At 71.1% G+C, this 17,634-nt stretch carries 16 protein-coding genes; 7 read left to right on the top strand and 9 right to left on the bottom strand.

All coding sequences use genetic code 11. The features are described from left to right. Positions 1-72 precede the first annotated feature (72 nt). From NF681_01860 to NF681_01840, 5 genes are all read left to right on the top strand, one after another. A complete protein-coding gene (locus NF681_01860) occupies positions 73-3,111 on the top strand; it encodes an EAL domain-containing protein (GenBank protein ID UST52350.1) in 3,039 nt (1,012 codons plus the stop codon). 184 nt (positions 3,112-3,295) lie between these two features. Next, complete coding sequence (locus NF681_01855) at positions 3,296-4,303, top strand: tripartite tricarboxylate transporter substrate binding protein (protein ID UST52349.1); 1,008 nt, start codon at positions 3,296-3,298, stop codon at positions 4,301-4,303. Between the two features lie 65 nt (positions 4,304-4,368). Continuing rightward, complete coding sequence (locus NF681_01850; GenBank protein UST52348.1) at positions 4,369-5,487, top strand: HPP family protein; 1,119 nt, start codon at positions 4,369-4,371, stop codon at positions 5,485-5,487. A gap of 174 nt (positions 5,488-5,661) precedes the next feature. Continuing rightward, positions 5,662-6,228, top strand: a complete 567-nt coding sequence (locus tag NF681_01845) for a DUF4142 domain-containing protein (protein ID UST52347.1) — start codon at positions 5,662-5,664, stop codon at positions 6,226-6,228. A 35-nt stretch (positions 6,229-6,263) separates the two neighbouring features. Beyond that, positions 6,264-7,406, top strand: a complete 1,143-nt coding sequence (locus NF681_01840) for a major royal jelly family protein (protein UST52346.1) — start codon at positions 6,264-6,266, stop codon at positions 7,404-7,406. 40 nt (positions 7,407-7,446) lie between these two features. Here the strand turns inward: NF681_01840 and NF681_01835 are convergent, their stop codons facing one another. From NF681_01835 to NF681_01815, 5 genes are all read right to left on the bottom strand, one after another. After that, positions 7,447-9,321: an EAL domain-containing protein gene (locus NF681_01835; protein ID UST52345.1), complete on the bottom strand. Its 1,875-nt coding sequence runs from the start codon at positions 9,319-9,321 to the stop codon at positions 7,447-7,449. Next, positions 9,305-9,865: a heme NO-binding domain-containing protein gene (locus NF681_01830; GenBank protein UST52344.1), complete on the bottom strand. Its 561-nt coding sequence runs from the start codon at positions 9,863-9,865 to the stop codon at positions 9,305-9,307. The genes NF681_01835 and NF681_01830 overlap by 17 nt, the downstream gene beginning before the upstream one ends. Before the next feature lie 111 nt (positions 9,866-9,976). Continuing rightward, the gene (locus NF681_01825) at positions 9,977-11,536 is read right to left on the bottom strand and encodes a sensor domain-containing diguanylate cyclase (GenBank protein UST52343.1); all 1,560 of its coding nucleotides are present in this window, start codon (positions 11,534-11,536) and stop codon (positions 9,977-9,979) included. After that, positions 11,533-12,183, bottom strand: a complete 651-nt coding sequence (locus tag NF681_01820; GenBank protein UST52342.1) for a hypothetical protein — start codon at positions 12,181-12,183, stop codon at positions 11,533-11,535. The genes NF681_01825 and NF681_01820 overlap by 4 nt, the downstream gene beginning before the upstream one ends. A 79-nt stretch (positions 12,184-12,262) precedes the next feature. Further along, positions 12,263-12,796 carry a GAF domain-containing protein gene (locus tag NF681_01815; GenBank protein ID UST52341.1) on the bottom strand — a complete coding sequence of 178 codons (534 nt, stop codon included), beginning with the start codon at positions 12,794-12,796 and terminating at the stop codon, positions 12,263-12,265. A 237-nt stretch (positions 12,797-13,033) separates the two neighbouring features. Between NF681_01815 and NF681_01810 the strand changes: the two genes are divergently transcribed. Continuing rightward, positions 13,034-13,210: a hypothetical protein gene (locus tag NF681_01810; protein UST52340.1), complete on the top strand. Its 177-nt coding sequence runs from the start codon at positions 13,034-13,036 to the stop codon at positions 13,208-13,210. Between the two features lie 45 nt (positions 13,211-13,255). On the opposite strand, the gene NF681_01805 is transcribed toward NF681_01810, so the two are convergent. Next, positions 13,256-13,666 carry a DUF1161 domain-containing protein gene (locus NF681_01805; GenBank protein ID UST52339.1) on the bottom strand — a complete coding sequence of 137 codons (411 nt, stop codon included), beginning with the start codon at positions 13,664-13,666 and terminating at the stop codon, positions 13,256-13,258. Positions 13,667-13,752: 86 nt separating this feature from the next. Further along, positions 13,753-15,507 carry an EAL domain-containing protein gene (locus tag NF681_01800; protein ID UST52338.1) on the bottom strand — a complete coding sequence of 585 codons (1,755 nt, stop codon included), beginning with the start codon at positions 15,505-15,507 and terminating at the stop codon, positions 13,753-13,755. 195 nt (positions 15,508-15,702) lie between these two features. On the opposite strand from NF681_01800, the gene NF681_01795 reads away from it, so the two are divergent. Continuing rightward, positions 15,703-15,876, top strand: coding sequence for a hypothetical protein (locus NF681_01795; GenBank protein UST52337.1), 174 nt, complete (start codon positions 15,703-15,705; stop codon positions 15,874-15,876). A 107-nt stretch (positions 15,877-15,983) separates the two neighbouring features. Here NF681_01795 and NF681_01790 read toward each other — a convergent pair whose 3' ends face one another. Together NF681_01790 and NF681_01785 are read right to left on the bottom strand one after the other, a co-directional pair. After that, a complete protein-coding gene (locus NF681_01790) occupies positions 15,984-16,241 on the bottom strand; it encodes a hypothetical protein (GenBank protein ID UST52336.1) in 258 nt (85 codons plus the stop codon). A gap of 205 nt (positions 16,242-16,446) precedes the next feature. Next, positions 16,447-17,448 carry a LacI family DNA-binding transcriptional regulator gene (locus NF681_01785; protein UST52335.1) on the bottom strand — a complete coding sequence of 334 codons (1,002 nt, stop codon included), beginning with the start codon at positions 17,446-17,448 and terminating at the stop codon, positions 16,447-16,449. Positions 17,449-17,634 lie beyond the last annotated feature (186 nt).

Raw genomic sequence — 17,634 nt, 5'->3', positions numbered from 1 at the left:
CGGCGCTTCCTGCGCCCGGCTGTGGAACCGCACGATCGCGCAGACGCTGGGCGTCAAGGCACCGGTGGGCCAGTGAGCGGCGGGGCGTCGCGCCGGTACGCGGCCATCATCTACGGCATCGCGGGCTGCATCGCGCTGGCGATCGGCGTCAGCGCGGCGTTCTTCACCTGGAACCTGCACGGCCGCGCGCTCGCCGGGGCGCAGCGCCAGGCGGAGCGTTTCGCGAGCGGCGCGCAGGCGGCGCTCAACCGCAACGTGCTGGGCGTGGACGTGCTGCTGGCCAGCCTGGGAGAGATGGTCCCGGCCGCCGGCGCGACGCTGCGGCCCGACGAGGCCGGGCGCGCCACCCGCGCGATGGGCGCGGCGGTCCGCCAGAACCTGCTGGTGCGTCACCTCGCGCTGTTCTCCGCGACGGGCGAGGTGCTCGCCTCGTCCGACCCGCGCGCCGGACCCGGCTCCGGCGGCCTGCCGCGCGGCTTCGTCGAGCGCATCCTGGCCGAGCCGATCTCCACCCTGGTCATCAGCGAGCCGGCGATCAGCCGGTCGAGTTCGCAGCAGGTGCTCTATTTCGGGCGCTTCCTGCCGGGCGTCCACGGGGGGCGGATCGCGGCGGTCGCCGAACTGGAGGTCGCGCCGCTGGCCGCCATCCTGGTGCAGGGCGCGGACATCCCCGGGCTGGAGGTGACGCTCGAGCGCGAGGGCGGCGTCCTGGTGGCGAACCTGCCCTCGCACCTGAGCCGGGAGCCGCGGGACGCCGTGGCGTCCCCGGCGACGCGGTCCGTGGCGCGCCGCCTGGAGGCGCTGGTCGCCCGCGCCGGCACGCCCGCGCCGGCGCCCGCGCGCCTGAGCGGCCTGCCGGCCCTGGTGGCGGCACGCCACACCCTGCACCGCGACGTCGTCGTGACGGCCAGCATCCCGCTGGGGTTCGCCCTGGCCGACTGGCGCCGCGAGCGCGACGCCATCGCGGCGCTGGCGATCGCCTTCATCGGCCTGACCCTGGCCGTGGCGGTGTTCACCCACCTGCGCCTGCGCCGCCAGTGGCAGGCCAACCTGGCGCTGCGGCGCTCGACGGCGACGCTCGACCAGGCCCTGGGCGCGATGGAGGTGGGCTTCGTCCTGCTCGACGCCGACGACCGGCTGCTGGTGTGGAACCGCCGTTTCCTGGCGATGTTCCCTTGGGCGCGCGAGCTCACCGGCCCGCGACGGCCGTTCCGCCCGTTCGTGGAGATGACCTCGGTCTATCGCAGCGACGTGCGCGGCCCGCCCGCCGACGCCGCGTCGCTGGAGCAAGAACTGCGGCTGCCCGACGACCGCGTGATCCGCTCGACCCAGAACCGCACGCCCGACGGCGGCCTGGTCTGCATCTACCAGGACATCACCGAGCGGCGGCGCCACACGGCCGAGATCATCGAGCGCAAGGCGCAGCTGCAGGCCACGCTCGACGCGCTGCCCGACACGCTGCTGGAGATCGACCCCGACGGTCGCTGCCGGCGCTTCCACGCGCCGGGGGCGACGCGCCCCGCCGTGGCCCACGCGCGGCCGGTGGGGCGATCGATCGACGAGCTGTTCGCGCCCGAGGCGGCGGCGCAGGTCGCGTCCGCGCTGGCCGAGGCCGGCGCCCAGGGTGCCTCGCGCGGCCGGCGCTTCTGGCGCGAGATCGATGGCGAGACGGCGTTCTTCGAGATCTCGGTGTCGCGCAAGTCCTCCGAGGGCGACGGCCGTCCCGGCTGCATCGTGATCCTGCGCGACATCACCCAGGCCGAGCAGGCGCGCCACCGCATCGAGCAGCTGGCCTTCTACGACGCGCTGACCGGCCTGCCCAACCGGCGCCTGCTGCTCGATCGCATGGCGCGCGCGGTCGAGGTCGAACAGGACGGCCACGGCGCGCTGCTGTTCCTGGACCTGGACCACTTCAAGCTGCTGAACGACGCCATGGGACACGCCATGGGCGACGACCTGCTCAAGCAGGTGGCCGACCGCGTGCGCGCGTGCGTCGGCGAACGCGACACCGTGGCCCGCCTGGGCGGCGACGAGTTCGTGGTGATGCTGCAGGGCCTGGGCACCGACCCCGACGCGGCGCAGGGCCGGGCTCAGGCCGTCGGCGACGCCATCCTGGCCTCCCTCGACGGCCCGTACCTGCTGATGGGCCGGGTGTCGCACCGGGGCACCTGCAGCCTCGGCGTGGTGCTGTTCGACCGCCGCGAGCGCTCGCTCGAGGACCTGCTCAAGCGCGCGGACATCGCGATGTACTACGCCAAGACGTCGGGGGGCAACGCGCTGCGCTGCTTCGAGCCGGCCATGGAGGCGGCCATCGCCAACCGCTCCGCGCTGGAGGCCGAGTTGCGCGAGGCGCTGGAGCGGGAGCAGTTCGAACTGCACTACCAGAGCCAGGTCACGCACACGGGCGCGGTGGTCGGCGCGGAGGCGCTGGTGCGCTGGCGGCACCCCCGGCGCGGGCTGGTGGCGCCGGGCGAGTTCATCGAGGTGGCCGAGGAGACCGGCCTGATCGTGCCGCTGGGCACCTGGGTGCTGGCGACCGCCTGCCGCCAGCTGCGGGCCTGGGACCGCACGCCGCGCCATCGCCACCTGGATCTGGCGGTCAACGTCAGCGAGCGGCAGTTCCGGCGCGACGACTTCGTGGCGCAGGTGCGCCAGGTGCTCCAGGACACCGGCGCCGACCCGACCCGGCTCAAGCTCGAACTCACGGAGAGCCTGCTGCAGAGCCAGGTCGAGGCGACCATCGCCAAGATGCGCAGCCTGCGCGCGCTGGGCATCCGCTTCTCCATGGACGACTTCGGCACCGGCTACTCGTCGCTGTCCTACATGACGCAGCTGCCGCTGGACCAGGTGAAGATCGACAAGTTCTTCGTCGGCGGCATCGGGCGCGACCCGAAGGTCGAGCTGATCGTGCAGACCATCATCGGGATGGCGCGCAACCTCGACGTCGAGCTGATCGCCGAAGGTGTGGAGACCGTCGAGCAGCAGCGCTTCCTGGCGCGCAACGGTTGCCTGCTGTGCCAGGGCTACCTGTTCTCCAGACCCCTGCCGCCGGCCGACTTCGAGGCCATGCTGGCGGCGGCGCGCGAGGTCGGCGACGTCGCACCGGCCTGAGCGGGGCCGGACGGCGGCGGCGGTGGTGGTGGCGCGGGGGATTACCAGCACGCGCGTTGTGCGCCCGGCGGGCTTCAGTTATTTTCCAGGGTCGGCGCGAACGCCCCGGGCGTCGCCCGGGCCGCGCGCGCGCCGCCGGACCCCGACCGCACACGGTCGTCCTTTCCTTCGGAGACACATCCTCATGCCCGCACACAACGAATCCTTCCCGATCTCCCGGCGCCAGCTGGTGGGCCTGGGCCTCGCCGCCGCCACCGGGGCCGTCGCGCCCACGGGGGCCCTGGCGCAGGGCACCTGGCCGACCCGCGCGGTCACGCTGGTGGTGGGCTATCCGCCCGGCGGCCAGACCGACTTCGCCGGCCGCATGGTCACCGCCGGCATGCAGGGCGTGCTGGGTCAGGGCGTGGTGATCGACAACCGCGCCGGCGCCGGCGGCAACATCGGCACCGACAACGTGATGAAGGCTCCGCCCGACGGCTACCGCCTGCTGGTGGGCAACGGCAACATCACGCTCAATCCGCACACCTACCGCAACACGGCCATGGCCGACCCGCTCAAGCTCACGCCGATCGGCCTGCTGCTGCAGTCCTCGCTGGTGCTGGCGGTTCCCACCACCGTGCCGGCGAAGAACTTCAAGGAGTTCGTCGAGTGGGTCAAGAGCAACAAGGACGGCATCGACTACGCCTCGGCCGGTCCGGGCAGCCTGACGCACGCCAGCATGGAGCTGTTCCGCGAGCGCATCGGCAAGCCCAAGATGAACCACGTGCCCTACAAGGGCAGCAGCCCGGCCACGATCGACCTGATCGCCGGGCGCGTGAGCGCGATGTTCGACGCCGCCTCGGTCATGGCGCCGTTCATCACCTCGGGCAAGCTGCGCCCGCTGCTGGTCACCGGCGCCCAGCGCGTGCCGGCGTTCCCCGACGTGCCCACGGCGGCGGAGGTCGGGCTCAAGAACTTCGAGCTGATCTCCTTCGTCGGCCTGTACGGCCCCCCGGGCCTGCCGGCGGACATCGTCAAGAAGGCCAACACGGCCATGAACACGGCCCTCAAGGACCCGACCATCACCAAGGGCATCGTCGATCGTGGCGACGAGCCCGGCGGCGGCACGCCCGAGCAGCTCGCCAAGCTGACGCAGGACTACTTCAAGCTGTGGGGCGAGGTGGTCCGGGCCAACGACATCCGCGCCGAGTGAGGTCGCGTCCCACGCGGCGCCCGGACGCAGCCGGGCGATCGTGGGCCGGCTCCGGGCGCGCGTGGATGGCGCGCCTCGCGCCGGTGCGCTCGCCGGTCGACGCACGGGAACGCTGGCGCGCCTTCGTCGGCGCGGGCATCGGCATCCTCGTGACGGCGCTGGTCGCGCGCTGGTTCATCGGCAGCGTCCAGGCCGGTTCGCCGTGGCTCGCGGCGCCCCTGGGCGCCAGCGCGGTGCTGGTGTTCGCGGTGCCGGGCAGTCCCCTGGCCCAGCCATGGGCGGTGGTGGGCGGCAACGTCGGCTCCGCGCTCGTGGGCGCCGCATGCGCGCGGCTCATCGGCGACCCGGTCGTCGCCGGCGCGGTGGCGGTGCTGCTGGCGATCGCCGTCATGTTCACGCTGCGCTGCCTGCACCCGCCCGGGGGCGCGACCGCGCTGCTGGCCGCGACCGGGCCGGTCGGCTTCGGCTTCGCGGTGTTCCCGATGCTGGTGGATTCGCTGCTGCTGGTGCTCGCGGGCATGCTCTACAACGAACTGACCGGGCGGCGCTACCCACACGCACCCGCGGGCGCCGCCTCGCCCTCGTCGGCGGCGGCCTCGGGCAGCCGCTTCTCGGGCGCCGACCTCGATGCCGCGCTGGCGCGCTACAACCAGGTGCTGGACGTCGGGCGCGGCGACCTCGAGCGCCTGCTCAACGACGCCGAGGCCGCCGCGTACGAGCGCAGCTTCGGGCGGCTGACCTGTGCCGACGTCATGTCGAGCGAGCCGATCGCCGTGCAGTTCGGCACCGGCCTGGACGAGGCGTGGGGGCTGATGCGGCGCCACCGCGTCAAGGCGCTGCCGGTGATCGACCGGACCCGGCGGGTGGTCGGCATCGTGACGGTGGGGGATTTCATGCGCCACGCCGACCTGGACGCGCGCGACGGGCTGGGCGAGCGGCTGCGCGCGCTCATCCGGCGCGACGGCGCCGTGCATTCGAGCAAGCCCGAAGCGGTGGGGCAGCTCATGACGCGGCAGGTGCGCGTGGCCAGCGCGTCGCGGCCGGTGGCCGAGCTGGTGCCGCTGTTTTCCGAGGGCGGCCATCACCACCTCCCGGTCATCGATGCCGAGCAGCGCCTGGTGGGCATCCTGACGCAGTCGGACCTGGTGCGCGCGCTGCACCGGTTCACCCGCGCCGGCGACTGAGACCGGGCGGCGCGCCGCCCCGCGTGGGCTCGTGGCCGTCATGGCGCCGGCCGGACGCCTACAGGTGGAATGCGGATCGGCTCACGGGTGGGGCCGGGCGGCCGCGCGAGCCTCCCGGCATCCACTCCGGATTTCCGGAATGCCTTCATCCAGACGCCCCCAAGAAAGACATCCATGACCTCATCGCATCCCCGGCTGGCGGCACTCCTGGTCGCCGCCGCCCTCGCCGGCGGTTTCGCCGCCACCACCACCGCCGTCCACGCCCAGACCCTGGAGGCGAAGTCCCTGTCGGAGGACGATCGCGAATTCATGCTCAAGGCCGCCGGCGGCGGGCTGTTCGAGATCGAGGCCTCCAAGATGGCGGCCAAGAAGTCGCAGAACGCCGAGATCAAGCGCTACGCGGCGATGCTGGTGAAGGACCACACGGCGGCCAGCGAGGAACTCAAGGCCATCGCCCAGGCCCTGCCCCTGCGCCTGCCGCGCAACATGCCCGACGGCGAGAAGGCCGAACTCAACAAGATGTCGAAGATGAACGCCGCCGAGTTCGACGAGAACTACATGAAGGTGGTCGCGTTCGACCACCACGACACCGACATCAAGATGTACGAGGAGCGTGCCGAAAAGGGCGAACAGCCCAAGGTCAAGGCCTTCGCCGTCAAGATGCTGCCCAAGCTGAAGGCGCACCACGCGGCGGCCCAGAAGATCGGCCAGCCCGGCGCGCAGGCCGCCAGCGCGAAATGAGTCGTTCGTCCGCCACCGCTTCCGGTCGTCACGCCATGCGCTTCGCCCTCCCGCTCGCCGCGCTGTCCGCGGCCCTCCTGCTCTCCGCCTGTGCCCAGACGCCCGCGACCCCTGGGGCGCTGCCGGGTCCGCCCACGGCATCGACCGGGACCCGGCTGCAGACCGTGGCCCGCTTCGACCACCAGGTGACCGGCGTCACTGTCTCGCGCGACGGCCGGATCTTCGTGAACTTCCCGCGCTGGACCGAGGACGCGCCGGTGTCGGTGGCCGAGGTCCTCAAGGACGGCTCGACCCGTGCTTTTCCCGACGAGCGCTGGAATGCCTGGCGCAATGCTCGCAAGGACGAGCTGAATCCACGCGAGCACTGGGTGTGCGTCCAGAGCGTGGTCGCCGACCGCCAGGGCAACGTCTGGGTGCTCGACGCCGCCGCGCCCGCGCAGGGCGCGCTGGTGCCCATGGGCCCCAAGCTGGTCAAGATCGACCTGGCGACCAACCGGGCCGTGCTGACGGTGCCGTTCGACGAGAGCATCGCGCCGCAGGGCAGCTACCTGAACGACGTGCGCTTCAGCCCCGACGGTCGCCACGCCTACCTCACCGATTCCGGTGCCAAGGGCGCGCTGGTGGTGGTGGACCTCTCGACGGGGCGCGCGCGTCGCGTGCTCGACGGTGATCCGCGCACCCAGCCGGAGAAGGACGTGTTGGTCAAGGCGGACGGCCGGGTGCTGCGCCGCACGGACGGGCGCGCGGTCGAGTTCGCGGCCGACGGCATCGCGCTGTCGCCCGACGGCGCCACGCTGTACTGGCAGGCCATCAAGGGCCGCACGCTGTACGCCGTGCCGACGGCGGCCTTGACCGATGCCGCCCTGCCGCCGACGCAGCTGGCGGCGCGGGTCGCGCGCGTGGGCGAGAACGGTCCGGCCGACGGCCTGCTCATCGGCCGCGACGGGCGGATGTACGTGACGGCGCCGGAAGACGATGCCGTGAAGGTCCGTGACAGCGTCTCGGCGCCGCTGCGAATGTGGGTCAAGGACGCGGCGCTGCGCTGGCCCGACACGCTCGCGGAGGGGCCGGACGGCGCGGTCTACGTGACGAGTTCGCGCATCCAGGACATGAACTGGTTCAAGCCCGCCAGCGGCACCGCGCTGCCGACGACGCTGTTCCGCATCGAAGGGCGCTGACCGCCCCGGTCCGCGCCGGCAGATCGCGCGGGCCAGGCCGTCACGCCGGCGTCGCCAGCACGGCCTGGCGGGCCAGGTCCGCCGCGTGGAGGCCGGCTTCGCCGCCTGCGTCGAGGTAGCTGCGGCAGTCCATCGCGGCCAGCGGGCGGCTGAAGTAGTAGCCCTGCAGTTCGTCGCAACCGTTGCGCTGGAGGTAGTCGATCTGCTCGACCGTCTCGACGCCTTCGGCGATGACGCGCAGGTCGAGGTTGTGGGCCAGCGAGATGATCGCCCGCACGATGGAGGCGCTCTCGTCGTCGCCCACCATGTCGCGCACGAAGGACCGGTCGATCTTCAGCTCGTCCACCGGAAAGCGCCTCAGGTAGGACAGGCCCGAATAGCCCGTCCCGAAGTCGTCGATCGACAACTTCAGGCCCAGCGCCTTGAGTTCGCCGAGTTTGCGGATCGAGGCCTCGACATCGGCCATCAGCAGGTTCTCGGTCAGCTCCAGGGTCAGGAAGTGCGCCGGCAGGCCGCTCTCGCGCAACACCTGGGCGACGTAGTCGACGAAATCGGGCTGGGCGAACTGGCGCGGCGACAGGTTGACGGCCAGGCGAAGCTGCGGGAAACCGGTCTCCTGCCATGCCCGGCACTGCAGGCAGGCCATCCGGAGCACCCACGCGCCGATGGGGACGATCAGGCCGTTCTCCTCGGCCAGCGGGATGAAGCGGTCGGGCATCACGATGCCCAGCGTCGGATGCCGCCAGCGCAGCAGCGCTTCCACGCCCAGGATCTGTTCCCCGCCGCCCGAGAGCTGCGGCTGGAAGTGCAGGAACAGCTCGTTGTGGTCGAGCGCCGTGTGCAGCGCCGCCTCGATGTGCACCCGGTCGTGCAGTGCCTCCTGCATGGCGGGGGCGAAGAACTGCCAGTTGTTGCGGCCCTGCTGCTTGGCGCAGTACATCGCGATGTCGGCCTTCTCCACCAGGTCCTCCAGCAACTGGCTGTCGTCGGGGAAACCGGCCACGCCGATGCTGCAGGTCAGCGACAGGCGGCGTCCCGCGACCTCGGTCGGGCGCACCAGCAGGGCCATGAGCCCGTCCAGGAAGCGCGCCATGTCGAGGTCGCCCCGGCGGTCGGGGATCACCAGCACGAACTCGTCGCCACCGAGCCGGGCCACCGTGTCCTGCGGCGTCGTGGCCGCGCGCAGGGTGTCGGCCACCCGCTTGAGGACCAGGTCGCCGGCGCCGTGGCCGAGGCTGTCGTTGATGAACTTGAAGCGGTCGAGGTCGATGAAAACGACCCACACCGGGTAGGCGTCGCGGCGCGCCGCCAAGACCTCCGCGCTCAGCCGCTCGCGCAGCAGCAGTCGGTTGGGCAGGCCGGTCAGGGCGTCGTGGGTGGCCTGCTCCAGCAGCTGCTTCTCCAGCCGGCGGCGCTGGGAGATGTCGCGCGCGATCATCTGCACCGCGGGCCGGCCCCGGTGGCTGAAGGCGATGCGGGTGACCGCCACGTCGACGGCGCGCCCGTCCAGCGCGTGCACGGCTTCCTCGCTGCCGACCACCTCCGTGCCGGCTTGCAGGGCCTCGAGGGTGGCGCGCACCCCGTCACGGCAGGCCGGGGTGGCCAGCGAGACCAGGTCGCGGCCGGTCGGCCACGGCGCCTCGGCACCGTCGGCGGCGAACAGCCGGCACGCGGCCGGATTGGCATAGACGATCCGGCCTTCCGACTCGACCAGGATCGCGTCGGGCGACAGCTGCACCAGCAGGCGGTAGCGTTCCTCGCTGTCGCGCAGCGCGACGACCGCGGACTCGCGCCGCTGGCCTTCCTCGTAGAGCGCCAGGCTCTTTTCCTCCAGCAGCCGTTCGGCCTGCCGGCGCGCGCTGTCGGCGCGGGCGAGGCGGCGCTCGAGCAGGGCCTGCTCAGGATGGGGATGCATCGACCGTCCTTCGCAGCACGAAGCGCGCGTGCGAGCCGCTCTCGCAGGGGCGGTCCTCGCGCTCGACGGTGATGGGCTCCTGGAAATGCGCGATGCAGCCGTCGATCAGCCCGTGGGCCAGGTCCGCGAAAGGCCGCTTCGAACGGTAGACGAACGCCATGACGCCGGGGTCCTCGAAGCTGTGGTCGAAGACGGGCAGTTCGGCGTCCGGGTAGAGCTTCTTGACCTCGACATGGATCTTGTTGTCCAGGATCGCCAGGAAGTCGAAGGTGCCCTGGCGGCCCTCGAAGTAGGCCGGGAACATGACCGCGAAGCGTCCCAGCAGGTGCTTGCCGAAGGCATGGAGCAGCGTCGGCAGCGCGATGCCGGTGCGCGCGCTCAGGTGCGTCGCGAGCTGCACCATTTCGCGATGGTCGTAGGTGCCCACCGAGGTGTACGCGCCCCCCGTCGACAGGTCGGACGCCTCGATGATCGCGTCGGCCATGGCCGGCGAGAAGCCGTCCTCGACCATCTCGATGAATTCCCGGAAAACCACACCCTTCATGTTGCCGCCTTGCCAGGCCATCAGGGCCGTTGCATCCACTATCGGCAGGGGGTGGAAATACTTGAAAAGAATTCAGTGTCGAGCGCGCGCCTGGCCGCGCACGCGCCCGGATCAGTCCGGCGCGGCGGCCGCGCCGCCGACTTGCGGATGCAGGATGGCCACCGTGTTGCGGCCGGCGGCCTTGGCCGCGTAGAGCGCCATGTCGGCGCGCTTGAGCAGGCCCATGCCGCCCACCGCGTGGTCGCCGACGGCGCGGGCGGCGACGCCGGCGCTGATCGACACGCGGCCCAGCGGATTGCCCTCGTGCGGGATGGCGAGCGCCAGCACCGCCGCGCGGATGCCCTCGGCCACGGTCACCGCGCCGGCATCGTCGGTGTCGGGCAGCAGCACCACCATCTCCTCGCCGCCATAGCGCGCGACGATGTCGCCCGGCCTGCGCACGGCCGAACGGATCGCGGCGGCCACCTGCTGCAGGCAGCGGTCCCCTTCCGGGTGGCCGTACAGATCGTTGTAGCGCTTGAAGAAATCGACGTCGATCATGACCAGCCCGAGCGGGTGGTCGTGGCGCGCCGCCTGGCGCAGGGCGAGGTCGAACTGCTGGTCGAAGTGGCGCCGGTTGAACAGCCCCGTCAGGCCGTCGTTGCGCGCCAGCTCGGCGAGCTGCGCGTTGGCCCGCTCGAGCTCGCCGTGGGCCTGCTGCAGGCTGCGTTCGGTGCGCCCGCGCAGGCGGACCAGGGCGACGATGCGGCTTCCTGCCACGGCGATGAGCACGCACAGCGACAGGATCCAGGCGCTCTGGATGATGCTGGCGGTCTTCCAGTCGTGAAGGAGGTCGTCCTCGGCCATGGCCACCGCCATCAGCAGCGGGTGGTCGGACAGGTGCTGGAAGCTGACCAGGCGCTGCACGCCGTCCACCGGGGAGCGCGTCTCCACCGTGCCGACGCGCTTCGTGCTCAGCGTAGCGTAGAGCGACGAGCCGACGATGCTCTTGCCCAGGTCCTCCTGGGCGAACGGCAGGCGCGCCATGATCGTGCCGTCGGCCTCGATCAGCGCGATGGCCCCGCGCTCGCCGATGTCGAACTCGCCCATCAGCCGCAGCACGTGGTCCAGCCGCACGGTGGCGAGCACGACGCCGGCGAAGCGTCCCTCGGCGTCGTCGATGCGGCGCGACACCGTGATGATCCAGACCCCGGTCGAACGGCTCACGATGGGCGTGCCGATGCGCCAGCGCTTGCTCGCGTTGTCGCGGTGGTGGATGAAATAGGCGCGATCGGCATTGTTGGCGTTCGGGTTCGCCAACGGCTCGGAGTGCGCGATCCAGCGCCCGGCCGCGTCGTAGACGAACAGGCCGTGGATCTGCTCGATGGTGGCGACCTGGTTGACCAGCACCGGCTGCAGGCGCTCCAGCGTGGCGGGGGTGATGTCGGCGCGTTCGAGTTCGTAGCCGAGGTTGTCGATGACGTGGCCGACCTCGGAGAACATGGCGTTCATCTGCTGCGAGACGGCGCGCGTGAGGTTGGTCGTGGCGACCGCGGCCTGCCGGAAGTCGGCGCTGCGGGACTTCCAGATCAGCCAGGCGTTGACGGCCACCAGCGCGACGCACACCGACACCACGAAGGCGACGGTCGCGCGCAACGTCCGGTTCCTCGGCGCGCCGGACAGTTCCGTCACGTCGCGGGACTGGGGTGACGCTGGGGCCGCGCCGGGGGCGGCGGACGGCCCGAGGCCTTGAACAGTTCGTTCGCGCAGGCCCGGAAATCGTCGCCGGTCTCGGTCGTCAGCTCCGGCACGGCGCGGCCGTCGTGCGTGCGCGTGGCGAGAACCTGGACGTCGATCACCGCCGTCACGTCCTGCTCGCCGGCGGCGCGGTTGAAGGCGACGACGAACGTCCGGTCTTCGACGATCGAGGCGAAGGTGGTGGCGAACGTGTCGTCCAGCGCATCGAAGAACAGGGCGTGGCCGGGATTCTCCGCGTCCAGTCGCATGGGCCGGCGCGGCGCGGCGCCCCGGGGCGCGCGCACGACGGCGTTGTGCGGTGCCGCGGGGTGGTCCCAGGCCAGGCCGTCGTAGAGCCCCAGCTTGAGCGAATAGCCCGGCACGCCCTGCGGCCAGACGCGCAGCTCGTAGCGTCCGGCGAGCTTGACCGGCGCGCCCCGGCGCGTGCTGTGGTCGATGGCGATGGCCGCGAACTCCAGCCCGCACGCCGACAACCGTCCCTCGACGCTCTCGCGGTGGTGCTTCACGTACAGCGTTCCCGGCGCGAGGCCCGGCGCCGGCGGCGGCACGGGCGTGGACGCGCGCGATGGCGCCCCGAACAAGAGACACGTCCACGTCAGAAGCACGGGAAATGGATGGATTCGCATGGTCCGCCCCACGAAGCGGTCGACCGGTCGACCGTCAGGCGAAGTCTGCACTCGAACGCTCGATCAGGCGAGCCGTCATCTCCGAGGCCATGCGCAGGCGCTTGAGATGGCGCTCCCCCAGGCGTCCGTCGGGCGTGAAGCTGAAGCAGCAGAACGTGCCGTACACCTCGCCGTTGCCCAACACGAGGGGCGTGCTGAGATGGGCACCGATGCGAAACGGCAACGGCGGCAGTTCGTCGAGGTTGGGCAGGGCGGCCACGTCGTTCACCAGTTCCGGCAGCCGGCCGTCTACCACCCGCTGGCAGAAGCTCATCTCCAGGGGGTCGGAGTTGCCGACCGCCAGCAGGGGAGGGTTCGCGTCCTGCTCAACGTGGCGGAAGACACGCCGGCCGTTCTCGAACCGGGAGACGAACACCACATCCATCTGCAGGTGGTCGCGCACCAGGCGCAACACCTCGCCGACGCAGCGGTGGATCTCGGCGTCGCTGCGCTCGGCGGTGGCCACCGCCAGCCGGGAGAGACCGACGTCGAACGCCGCCAAGTCGATGGGCAGATCACGTCCCGACATGCGCGGCCTCACCGTCGTCCCCGGTCCGTCCTGAAATCGAAAGCACGAACAATTTCATACACATCGCGCGTTTTTCGCACAATCCTGCCGGATTGCAAACTGTTAGTTTGCATTTGTATCCATGGCGCGTCGCGGCGCGACCTCCCGCCGCCACGCCGGGCCTCCGGCACCCTCCTACAGCGCCCGGCCGCGGGTCGCCTTACCTTAGGTTCGATCCTTTGCGCGGAGATGCCTACCATGACGGATTCGACGACCCCGACCCCCGTGCCGAGCCCGAAGAACGAGGACCGCCACGTGATGGAGCCGGAGATCCACCAGGATTTGCTCGATCCGGATGGCGCGTCGACGTCCGACGCCGGGGTGCCCGGGCAGGACGAGAACGCGCCGGGCTTCCTAAAGCCGAAGAGGCCTTGACACGGGCGTGGCACCGGCGCGGACGCCGATGCCCACGTGCCAGCCTCAAGGCTTGCACACGCCGCCCGCCGGCGTACTGCCGTCCCGGCATTCGGTGAGCATCGGCCTGGAAGCGGGCGCGGCCGCGGCCTGCGTCCGGTAGACGATCTTGCGACTCCCCCGGGCGCAGGTGCCCACGACGCGGCCGTCGTCGACCTGCGCATCCGCCTCGACCGTGCGGACGCTGAAGCGCTCGACGCCGGCCGCGGCGATGCGCGCCTCGATCTGGCCGCGCAGCACGTCGCAGTTCTCCCCGGCCGCGGTGGCGGCGGCACTGGCCGCCGCGCTCGTCGTCGCCGGCGCGGCCGGGCCCGCCGCTCGGGCACAGGTCAGGGCGGACAGCAGGGTCAGGCCTAGGCACAGGCACAGGCACAGGGCCGGCCCTGGGATGGATGGTCGCCACGGTGTCGTCTTCATCGCGCGCAGTGTAGGAACGACCGGTCCCCGGCGCTGTGTGGACCGGTAACGGCGCGACGGCGCCAGCGTGCGGGTCGTCTCGCGTCTCAGGCCATGACGATGCGTTTGCCGCTGCCCGAGCGCGCCTCCATGCTCGCGTTGGCGGAGCCCTCGATCACGCGCTGCAGCCGCAGGGTCGCCGCGACGTCGCCGAGCGTGGCGGCGGGCACCGGCTTGGAGAAGTAGTAGCCTTGGAACTGGTTGCAACCGAGCTGCATCATCTGCGCCACCTCGGCCGCCGTCTCGGTGCCTTCGGCCAGGACGGTGATGCCCAGGCCGTCGGAGAGCTCGACCAGCGCGCGGCAGATCGCCAGGCTCTTGGGCCGCTGCTCGACGTTCATGACGAACTCGCGGTCGATCTTGAGCTTGTCGAAGGGCAGGGTGCGCAGGTAGCTCATGCTGGAGTAGCCGGTGCCGAAGTCGTCGATCGCCGAGGTCACGCCCAGGTTGCGCAGCGAAGACAGGATGGCGTGCGTCATGCGGCTGTCGCGCATCGCCGCCGTCTCGGTCAGTTCGATCTCCAGGCGCGAGGGCGACACCCCGTTGGAGCGCAGCGCGTTGGAGATGTGGCGCACGATGCGCTCGTTGCGGAACTGGCGCGCCGAGAGGTTGATCGACAGCCGCAGGGCCTCCAGCTGGGTGCCGGTCCAGGCGTTGAGCTGGCGCGCGGCCGCCTCCAGCACCCATTGCCCGATCGGGTCCATCAGGCCGCTCTCTTCGGCCACGCCGATGAACTGGCCCGGTGCCAGCAGGCCGAGTTCGGGGTGGTTCCAGCGGATCAGCGCCTCGGCGCCGAAGACGCGCTGCTTGCCCACGTCCACCAGGGGTTGGTAGTGCAGGATGAATTCGTCGCGGTCCAGCGCCCGGCGCAGGTCCTGCTCGATGCGCATCCGCGTGCGGGAACGCTCGCTGGCCTCGCGCGAGGCCGGGTTCGGGATGACGAGTCCCTCGGCGACGACCGGCGCCAGCGCGGCGATGGCGCGATCGAGCAGCTCGTCGGGTTCGGTGCTGTCGACCGGGTGCAGCGCCAGGCCGAGTTCGAATTCGGGGTTGAAGCGCAGTTCGCCCACGGTGATCTCCTGGCGCAGGCCGCGCACCATGCGCGCCGCCCGGTCGCCGAGCGCGGCGTCCTTGGCCCCGGCGCCGGCCTCGATGCGGAAACCGAAGAGCTCGCCGTCCACGCGCGAGAGCAGCGGGCGCTCGCAGCCCGCATCGGCCAGCCCGGCCTCCAGCTTCGCGAAGAAGGCCACGGTCGCCGTGTTGGCCGGGGCGTTGCCGAAGGCCAGCGTGAGCTTGGGCAGGTTGGCCACCCGCAGCACGCACAGTGCGTAGGACGCGGAGGCATCACCCTCGGCGAGCCGGCGCAGGAAGGTGGCGCGGTTGGGCAGGCCGGTCAAGCGGTCGTAGTGGGCCAGTTCGTCGAGCGCGCCGTTGAGGTGGGTCAGGGCATGGGAGGTGTCGGCCATCAAGGTGCCGACCTCGTCCTCGAGTTCGAGCGGCAGCGCCGGCAGCGTCCGGTTGAGCGTGTACTCGCGCAGGCTTTCGGAGGTCATCAGCACCGGGCGCAGGAGCTGGTTGAGCATCCAGACCACGCCGGCCGCGCCCGCCAGGGTCGCCACCAGCACCACCAGCAGCGTCGCGATCGTCGCGTTGAGCGCGAGCGTGTTGCGGTAGGTGAACAACCCCACGAGCGCGAGCAGCGGAATGTGCAGTCCCGCGACGACCACCACCAGGATCATGGCGCGGTAGCCCAGACGCCAGCGGGAGGAGAGATTGCGATAGAGCCAGAGGGATTGAGCCACGTCGCTGCCTTTGAAGTGCGAGAGGCGGAGTGCCCCGACCTTGCCTTTATCGGCGGTTTCGCGGCCGGCTTGAACGTCCCGTGGACGCCCTGGCGGGAAATTGTGTGGCGGACTCCACGAACTTTCGCTTACGCGGGCGTGTCAAAGACGCGGGACACTGCGCCGATTGCATTTGAATCGAAGGCAGGATCACCCATGAAACCGTTCCGACAGACACCTGACGAGGATGTCGCACAGGACTCGTCGACCAAGGGCTTCAGCCAGCGCGACCGCTGGAGCGGCGAATCCGAACGCCCGCTGCCCAGCCTCAAGCTGCTCGCGACGCTGTTCGCGTTCACCAGCATCGGCATGCTGGCGCTGGTCGACTGACGGCGGAATTCGTCTGGGTCGGCGCAGGGCGCCGGCCGAGCGGCGTCGCGCGGCCGGAGTCGAGGGTGGCTTGTCGATAATGATTCCCAAGCGCGTCTTTGGAATGGTCATTGGAACCCGGCGATTCTGCGGTTCCGGAGGTCCCTTACCATGCCATTGCGCAAGAAAGTGAAACACCCTCCGGCGTCGTGCACGCCGTTCCTGTCGGCGTAGGCCATGTCGCCGGCCCATTTCGAGACCGTGGCGGAGGACTCCACCGATGCCCCCGGCCGAAACATCGGCACCGTACGCTCCGAGCGGAACAACGGTTTCATCCAGAGCATCGCAGGAGTTGGCACGTTCCGGAGGGCGTCGATGATGGACATGCCGGCGACCGTGGATCCCGTGACGAGCGACGTGACTGACCGACCGGCAAGGTGTCACCAGCCTCTGCGACGTGCAGCGCAACATTGCCGGCGTCACCCGCCCCAGCAGAACGGCGGCGTGATCGATGTCTGGACAGCTTGACGAGCACGGCGCCTGGCGTTGCTCGCAGCAGGTGCGACGTGCACTGACGACGGTGCCCCGGCTTCACCCCCCCGTCGTCTGCCGCTCGATCATCCGGAAGCCGACGTCGATCACCGGTTCGGCGACCGCCTCGCCGCGGCAGCGCTGGACGATGAGGCGCGCGGCGATCCGGCCGATCTCGGGGCCGTCGACATGGACGGTGGTGATCGAGGGCACCATGTGCGCGCTGAAGTCGGCGTTGCCGAAGCCGCAGATCGCCAGGTCCTCGGGCACCCGCAGCCCGCGCGCGATCGCCTCGATGAAGACGCCGTGGGCCAGCTGGTCGGAACTGCAGCAGACGGCCTGCAGGCGCGGCGACTGCGCCAGCAGTTCGGCCAGGGCGCGGCGGCCGCGCTCCAGGCTGCTGGGGGCCTCCACGAACGCGGTGGGCACCTCGCGCCCGAGCGTGGTGACGAAGCCATCGCGCCGGGTCAGTGCGCGCTCGTCGTTGCCGGTGGCGATGCCGACGTGGCGCCAGCCCTTGGAGAGGAAGAAGCCGCCCACCGCGCAGCCGACCTTCAGGTGCGAGAAACCCACGCACATGTCGATCGGCCGGTCACTCAGGTCCCAGATCTCCACCACCGGGATGCCCGAGCGCCGCAGCCGCTCGCGCACCTTCTGCGACTGCACCAGCCCGGTCATGACGATGCCGTCGGGCTGGCGGCCGATCATGGTGTTGAGGACGGTCTCCTCGCGCTCCGGGTCGTAGGCGGTCTGGCCCAGGATGAGCTGGTAGCCGGCGGCGGCGAGCTCGTCGGTCAGCGACTGCACGGTCGGTAGGAACTGCCACACCGACAGCGCCGGCACCACGCCGGCCACCATCAGGCTGCGCTTGGACTTAAGACCGCCGGCGAGCAGGTTGGGGATGTAGCCGGTCGCCTCGACCGCCGCGTGCACCCGGGCGATGGTCTTCTCCGATACCACGCCGGGATTGCCCAGCGCCCGCGACGCCGTGATGAGCGACACGCCCGCCGCCCGGGCGACGTCGTGCAGCGTGGCGGATTTGAAGGTGGGCGGAGCGTTCATGGCGGGGTGACCTGGGCAGGGGAGCGGTGCGTGGCGTGCCGGACCGGCGTCGCGCGGTGACCGGCGGCGTGGGCACCACCGGCATCGTAGATGACAACGTTAGCAGTCGCATGGGCGGGGCGGCCCGCGACGGGTCGCGGGCGCGTCAGGCCGCTGTCCACGCTCGATGGAGGCGACCTTTGACCC

The sequence above is a fragment of the Comamonadaceae bacterium OTU4NAUVB1 genome, assembly GCA_024372625.1.
Taxonomy (GTDB): domain Bacteria; phylum Pseudomonadota; class Gammaproteobacteria; order Burkholderiales; family Burkholderiaceae_C; genus Variovorax.
The sequence above is the reverse complement of the archived record's forward strand: the minus strand, read 5'-3'. Positions and strand labels throughout refer to the sequence as shown.